This window comes from Sinomonas sp. (genome assembly GCF_051955515.1).
Classification (GTDB): domain Bacteria; phylum Actinomycetota; class Actinomycetes; order Actinomycetales; family Micrococcaceae; genus Sinomonas.
In genome coordinates this window covers 1-5,974 of sequence record NZ_JBQCGQ010000319.1, presented here as the reverse complement: position 1 = coordinate 5,974, position 5,974 = coordinate 1, and the positions used below count along the sequence as shown (strand labels likewise).

Genomic DNA, 5,974 nt, shown 5'->3' with positions numbered 1-5,974 from the left:
GCACATGAGCCCCACGACTTCCGCGGAGCCATAGATGTACTCGCCGAGGGAGGCGCCAGAGTGACCGCGCGGATCGCAGTCGCGGCGCATCGAGCCATAGAAGGGGGCAATCAGGTCGCGCCCGATGCCCGCCCTGCGCGCCGTCTGCGCGAAGGCATGCACCACCAGATTGGTGCTGTACCCCAGTTCGAGCGCCGCGTACGTCTCGCCCTCGAGGACGTCGAGCTGGTTCAGCACGGCGTTGACGGGAAGCCCCGCCCCGGTGGCGGCGCCGTCCACGACCTCGTCGGCGAGGCGGACCAACGCGTAGACGTTCTCGATCTCCGGGCGGATGGCGGGCCCGAGCAGGCGGCAGGCGAGCCCGAACGACGTCGAGTAGCGGCGGATGACGACGGCGGAGCTCGCCGTCGCGGCGGCCGTGTAGCGCGCCAGGGGGGACATTGCCGCTACACGGCCTGCTGGTGCGGAACCCGGATTGCCACGGGCCTCGGCGGCGTAGGACATCAGCTCTCCCGGTGGAGGACGTGGTTGCAGATGCGGGTGAGCTCCGAGCGGAGCGCGGGCGGGAGGTCGGCGCGACGAGCCTCGTCGAGCGCCTCCGTGACGAGGGAATGCGCGAGGGTCAGGGCGTACGAGTCGGCGCCGGCCTCGTGGAGCGCGTCGCGCATCTGGTCCAGATCCGGACCACTTCCCGGGCTGGCACTTCTGGGGCTGGCACTTCTGGGACTTGCACTCTCCGGGTGGGCGAAGGCCGTGAGCACGGTGAGCTTGCCCTCCCGGAGGTCCGAGGTCGCCGGCTTGCCCGTCTGCCGCTCGTCGCCGAACGTGCCGAGGACGTCGTCGATCACCTGATACGCCGTCCCCACCAGCGATCCCACGCGGCCGACGGCGTCAATCGCCCCCGCGTCGGCTCCCGCCAGAACGGCGCCTGCCCTGAGCGGTGCCTCGAACGAGTAGGTGGCCGTCTTGAGCCGCTCCATGTCGAGGACGTCGTCGATCCGGCCATCACCTTCGCCGGCAAGATCTCCCCCGAAGACTGGTCGCGCCAGGAGCACGTCGGCGAGCTCTCCGGCAGCGGCGTCCGCGATGGCGCCGTGGAGGATCTCGGTGAGCTGGGAGCGGATGGCGGGCTCCGCCGTCGTCCGCTCCAGCATGCGCAAGGAGGCGGTGAGCAAGAGGTCCCCCGCGATGACGGCGACTGAGCTGCCGAGGTGGCTCGCCTCCCCGGCGGGGAGGCCGCGGGCGAGTCCAGCCTCGCGATAGATGCCCGCGACATTGGGGTGGCCGCGGCGCACGAAGTCTCGGTCGATCACGTCGTCGTGGACCACGAGGGCACCGTGAAGCAGCTCGAAGGACGTCCCCACCGCGGCACATTCGCCCGCTTCCGTGCCCCCGAAGGCTCCGTACGCCAGGCAGACCAGCTGCGGGCGCAGTCGTTTGCCGCCGTCGAGCCCGCGCCCGATGTGGCCCCACAGCTCGCGCGCCCACACCGACGCAGCATTGACCTGGGCTGATTCCACATAGTCGCGGAGCAGGAGCTCGACGGCGGGGCCTACTTCGTCCCAATCGAGCCGAGAGACGTCCGGGGCCCCGACGGCCCGGCGCGTGACTCCTGCTGTGGCCGTTGCGTTCATGTCGGCTCCTCGAAAACTCTCGACCAGTTGATCTCTCGATCGTCGAGAAATATGATGGTCGAGATTCTTCGCCCTGTCTAGTAGGGAGTCGTCGTGAACACTGAAAAGGCCAAACCCATCCTCACAGCGCTCTCCGCTGCGGCCGCCGTCGTGCTCGCGGCCGTGGGGAGTGGCGCCTTCGGCGGGACGCCCGTGGCCTCCGCCGCCGGCGGGTACCTCTCGAGCACGGCGACCCCCCTCGCGCCCGCGATCCCCGCCTTTTCCATCTGGAGCGTGATCTACACAGGCCTCTTGGCCTACGCCATCTGGCAACTCCTACCCGCGAATCAGTTCAGCGAACGGCAACGGGCGATCCGTCCGTGGGCGGCCGCGTCGATGCTGCTCAACGCGGCCTGGCTCTGGGCTGTCCAGCTCGGCTCGCTCCCGGCCAGCCTCGCGATCATGCTCGCGCTCCTCGTGGTGCTGTGCCGACTCCTCATGCTCTCGCTCGCCACGCCCGCGCAGTCGCGGGTCGAGGCCGTCCTCAGCGACGGGACATTCGGGCTGTACCTGGGGTGGATTTGTGTCGCGACTGTGGCCAACGTCGCCGCCGTCCTCGCGTGGGCGGGAGTGGCGCTCCCCAGCGAACCCACCTCCGGCTTCGTCCTCGGACTCGCGGCCGCGATCGGGCTCGCCCTCGCTTCGCAGCGTGCGTGGGTACCGCTGCTCTCCATCGCGTGGGGGCTCGCGTGGATCGCCGTGGCGCGCTCCGCGGGGCCGCTCGTCCTCCCCGGCACGGCGCTCGCGGCGGCTATCTCCGCCGTCGTGGTCCTGGGCGGCATCCCGCTGTTCGCCTGGCGGGGCGCTCCCGGACGGAGGAGGCACGCATGAAAGCCGGAAGGCTCATCGCCGTCACCGGCGCCACGGGCTACATCGGCGGCCGCCTCGTTCCGCGCCTCCTCGCCTCCGGCCACCGGGTCCGAGTGCTCGCCCGCACACCCGAGAAGCTGCGCGACGTCCCGTGGGGCGACGAGGTCGAAGTCGTCCGCGGGAGCCTTGAGGACAAGGCCGCCGTCGACGCACTGTGCGCCGGAGCCGACGTCGTGTACTACCTCGTCCACTCCATGGGCTCCCGCGCGCAGGGCGATTTCGTGCCCAGGGAGCGGGAAGGGGCCAAGGCCCTTGCACGCGCGGCCGCCTCCGCCGACGTGTCCCGGCTCGTGTACCTGAGCGGGCTCAACCCGGGCGGTCAGGGGCTCAGCCGGCATCTGGGTTCGCGGGCCGCCGTCGGGCGCATCCTCCTCGAATCGGGGGTGCCGACGGCGGTGCTGCAGGCGGGGCTCGTGATCGGCTCGGGGTCGGCGAGCTTCGAGATGGTGCGGCATCTCACCGACGTGCTCCCCGTGATGCCCGCGCCGCGGTGGGTGCTCAACCGCGTCCAGCCGATCGCCGTCCGGGACGCCCTCTACTACCTCGAGGCGGCCGCAGATCTGCCGGCAGACGTGAACCGCACCTTCGACATCGGCGGCCCAGATGTGCTGAGCTATGCCGACATGATGCGCGGCTACGCGCGCGTCGCGGGTTTGCGGAAGCCCCTCATCCTCGCCCTGCCCGTGCTGACGCCGTGGCTGGCCGCGCAGTGGGTCAATCTGGTGACGCCAATTCCCAAGGCGCTGGCCGTCCCACTTGTGGAGTCGCTGCAGCACGATTGTGTCGTGAGGGATCACCGCATCGTCGAGTACATCGCGCCGCCTCCGGAGGGGCTCACCGGCTACGGACGCTCGGTCGAGCTCGCCCTGGCCAAGATCGGGCGCGGCGAAGTGGAGACCACCTGGGCGGGCTCGACCGCCATCCAGACGCCTTCCGATCCCCTGCCGAGCGACCCCGACTGGGCCGGCACCACCGTCTATAAGGACACCCGGACCCAGTACACGTCTGCGCCGCCGTCGCGGCTGTGGGAGGTCATCGAGGGCATCGGCGGCTCGAACGGCTGGTACTCGTTCCCGCTCGCGTGGGCGGTCCGCGGGTGGATGGACAAGCTGGCTGGCGGTGTGGGGCTTCGACGGGGGCGCCGGGATCCGCAGCGCCTCCAGCTCGGCGAGGCGCTCGACTGGTGGCGGGTCGAAGCGCTCGACCGCGGGCGCCTGCTCCGGCTGCGCGCGGAAATGCGCGTGCCGGGGCGGGCGTGGCTGGAAATGACAGTCTCCCCGCGCGGGTCGGGGAGCCTCTACTTCCAGCGCGCGGTCTTCGTGCCGAAGGGCCTCGCCGGGCGGCTCTACTGGGCCGCGATCGTTCCGTTCCACGACGTGATCTTCAAGGGCATGGCCCAGCGGATCACGGCTGCGGCCGAGGGAGGTGGCTGAGATGCGCTCGGCGTTGGACGAGACTCTGGTCCAACTGGTGGACGACGACGGCACTCCCCGTGGCACCGCCCCGAAGGCGAGCGTCCACGGCCCGGACACACCGCTGCACCTCGCCTTCTCGTGCCACGTCGAGGACCGCGATGGACGCCTGCTGGTGACACGGCGCGCGCTCACGAAAGCGACGTGGCCGGGCGTCTGGACCAACTCGTTCTGCGGTCATCCGGCCCCCGGAGAGCCGCTCGAGGACGCCGTCCGGCGCCGCGCGCGGCAGGAGCTCGGCCTCGAGATCACGGAGGTTTCGCCGATCCTTCCGGACTTCCGCTACCGCGCGACCGACGCATCCGGGATCGTCGAGAACGAGATCTGCCCCGTCTTCCGGGCGATCGCGAACCGTGATCCGCAGCCCTCGCCGGACGAGGTGGTCGAGTGGCACTGGACGACGGCGGACCGGCTCCGCAGCGCCGTGGTCGCGGCGCCCTACGCGTTCAGTCCCTGGCTGCGGCTGCAGCTCCAACAACTCGACTTGGCAGCCCTGTGAGCACCACGTCTTCCGCTTCGGAATCGTCGCATTCGCCCCGCCGCTGGGCCGGACTCGTGTTCATCAGCATCGCGGTCTCGCTCATCATCGTGGATTCCACGATCGTGAACGTGGCGATCCCGTCCATCGTGCTCGACCTCCGCATCGACTCGACCGGCGTCCAATGGGTCCAGGAGTCCTACACGCTCGTCTTCGCCGCGCTGCTGCTGGTCTTCGGCGCGCTGGGCGACCGGTTCGGCCGCCGGCGCATCCTCTTGATCGGCGTGGTGGTGTTCGCCGCATCCTCGATCGCGGCGGCGTCCGCCGATAGCGGTGAACTGCTCGTCACGGCACGGCTCGTCCAGGGCGTGGGCGGCGCCATGGTCCTGCCGTCCACGCTGTCCCTCATCAACGCCGAGTTCACCGGTTCGGAGCGGGCCGTCGCCTTCGCCGTGTGGGGTTCGACCATCGGCGGAATGAGCGCGCTCGGGCCCCTCCTCGGCGGGTGGCTCACCACCTCGTTCTCCTGGCGCTGGGCATTTGGGATCAACGTGCCCTTGGCGGTCCTGATCGTCGTGGGCGCGCTGCTCACCGTCCGCGAGTCGCGGGACGACGGACGACGGCGGCTCGATCCCCTGGGTGCCGCGCTCTCCGTCGTCGCCTCGGCCTCCCTCGTCTTCGCCCCCATCGAGGGACGGCGCTACGGATGGTGGACCATTGAGCACCGCCCGAGCATCGGTTCGTGGCAGTGGCCCGGGACGCTCTCCCCGATTCCCTTCGCCCTCGCTCTGGCGCTCCTCGCCATCGGGGCCTGCGCGGCGTGGGCAATTTCCCGGGCGAGGCGCGGCCGCGAGAGCATGTTCGCCGTCGAGCTCCTGCAGATCCGCTCGTTCCGGAACGGCAATCTCGCGGCCCTCATCGTGTCCCTCGGCGAGTTCGGCATCATCCTTGCGCTGCCGATCTGGCTGCAGAACGTCCTCGGCTACAGCGCCCTCGAGACCGGCCTCATCCTCCTCGCCCTTGCCGTCGGGTCCTTCGCGGCGAGCGGCCTCGCAGGTGCCCTCAGCGGACGCATGTCTCCCGTCGTCGTCGTGCGGGCGGGCCTCGGCGCGGAGATTGTGGGCGTGGCCGGCCTCGGGCTCGTGATCGGTCCTGACACCTCGTGGGGCGCGCTCATGCCGTTCCTGTTCGTGTATGGGTTCGGGGTGGGACTCGCGACCGCGCAGCTGACGGGGGTCATCCTGACCGACGTCCCGGTGGCGGCGAGCGGGAAGGCGTCGGGGCTCCAGAGCACCTCGCGGCAGATCGGCTCGGCGCTCGGCATTGCAGTCCTCGGAACGGTCCTGTTCTCCTCCGCCTCGGGCCTCCTCACGTCGTCCCTCACCAACCGCGGCCTGCCCGAGGCGCAGCGCGACGCGATCGTGAGCGCCGTCGTCGACAGCTCGGGCGGTGCGATCACCGCATTGGAGAGCTCGCCCGGC

At 70.6% G+C, this 5,974-nt stretch carries 6 protein-coding genes; 4 read left to right on the top strand and 2 right to left on the bottom strand.

The features are described 5' to 3' along the window. A partial coding sequence (locus ACTHL9_RS19055; RefSeq protein ID WP_440520863.1) for a phytoene/squalene synthase family protein occupies window positions 1–504 on the bottom strand: 504 nt, incomplete at its 3' end. Further along, window positions 504–1,634, bottom strand: a complete 1,131-nt coding sequence (locus ACTHL9_RS19050; RefSeq protein ID WP_440520861.1) for a polyprenyl synthetase family protein — start codon at window positions 1,632–1,634, stop codon at window positions 504–506. The genes ACTHL9_RS19050 and ACTHL9_RS19055, both read right to left, overlap by 1 nt. Before the next feature lie 93 nt (window positions 1,635–1,727). Here ACTHL9_RS19050 and ACTHL9_RS19045 point away from each other — a divergent pair, with 93 nt between their 5' ends. The 4 genes from ACTHL9_RS19045 to ACTHL9_RS19030 form a co-directional block, all read left to right on the top strand. After that, entirely contained in the window at window positions 1,728–2,504 is a 777-nt protein-coding gene (locus ACTHL9_RS19045; protein ID WP_440520859.1) for a tryptophan-rich sensory protein, read from the top strand. Further along, window positions 2,501–3,976, top strand: coding sequence for an SDR family oxidoreductase (locus tag ACTHL9_RS19040; RefSeq protein ID WP_440520857.1), 1,476 nt, complete (start codon window positions 2,501–2,503; stop codon window positions 3,974–3,976). The genes ACTHL9_RS19045 and ACTHL9_RS19040 overlap by 4 nt, the downstream gene beginning before the upstream one ends. A gap of 1 nt (window position 3,977) precedes the next feature. Next, window positions 3,978–4,514, top strand: a complete 537-nt coding sequence (gene idi, locus ACTHL9_RS19035) for an isopentenyl-diphosphate Delta-isomerase (RefSeq protein WP_440520865.1) — start codon at window positions 3,978–3,980, stop codon at window positions 4,512–4,514. Then, the coding region (locus tag ACTHL9_RS19030; RefSeq protein ID WP_440520855.1) for an MFS transporter at window positions 4,511–5,974 on the top strand (1,464 nt) is incomplete at its 3' end. The genes idi and ACTHL9_RS19030, both read left to right, overlap by 4 nt.

Bases quoted from the DNA above. Each gene is read 5' to 3' on its own strand.
- ACTHL9_RS19050 (WP_440520861.1), bottom strand. From the start codon at position 1,634: ATGAACGCAACGGCCACAGCAGGAGTCACGCGCCGGGCCGTCGGGGCC.
- ACTHL9_RS19040 (WP_440520857.1), top strand. From the start codon at position 2,501: ATGAAAGCCGGAAGGCTCATCGCCGTCACCGGCGCCACGGGCTACATC.
- idi (WP_440520865.1), top strand. From the start codon at position 3,978: ATGCGCTCGGCGTTGGACGAGACTCTGGTCCAACTGGTGGACGACGAC.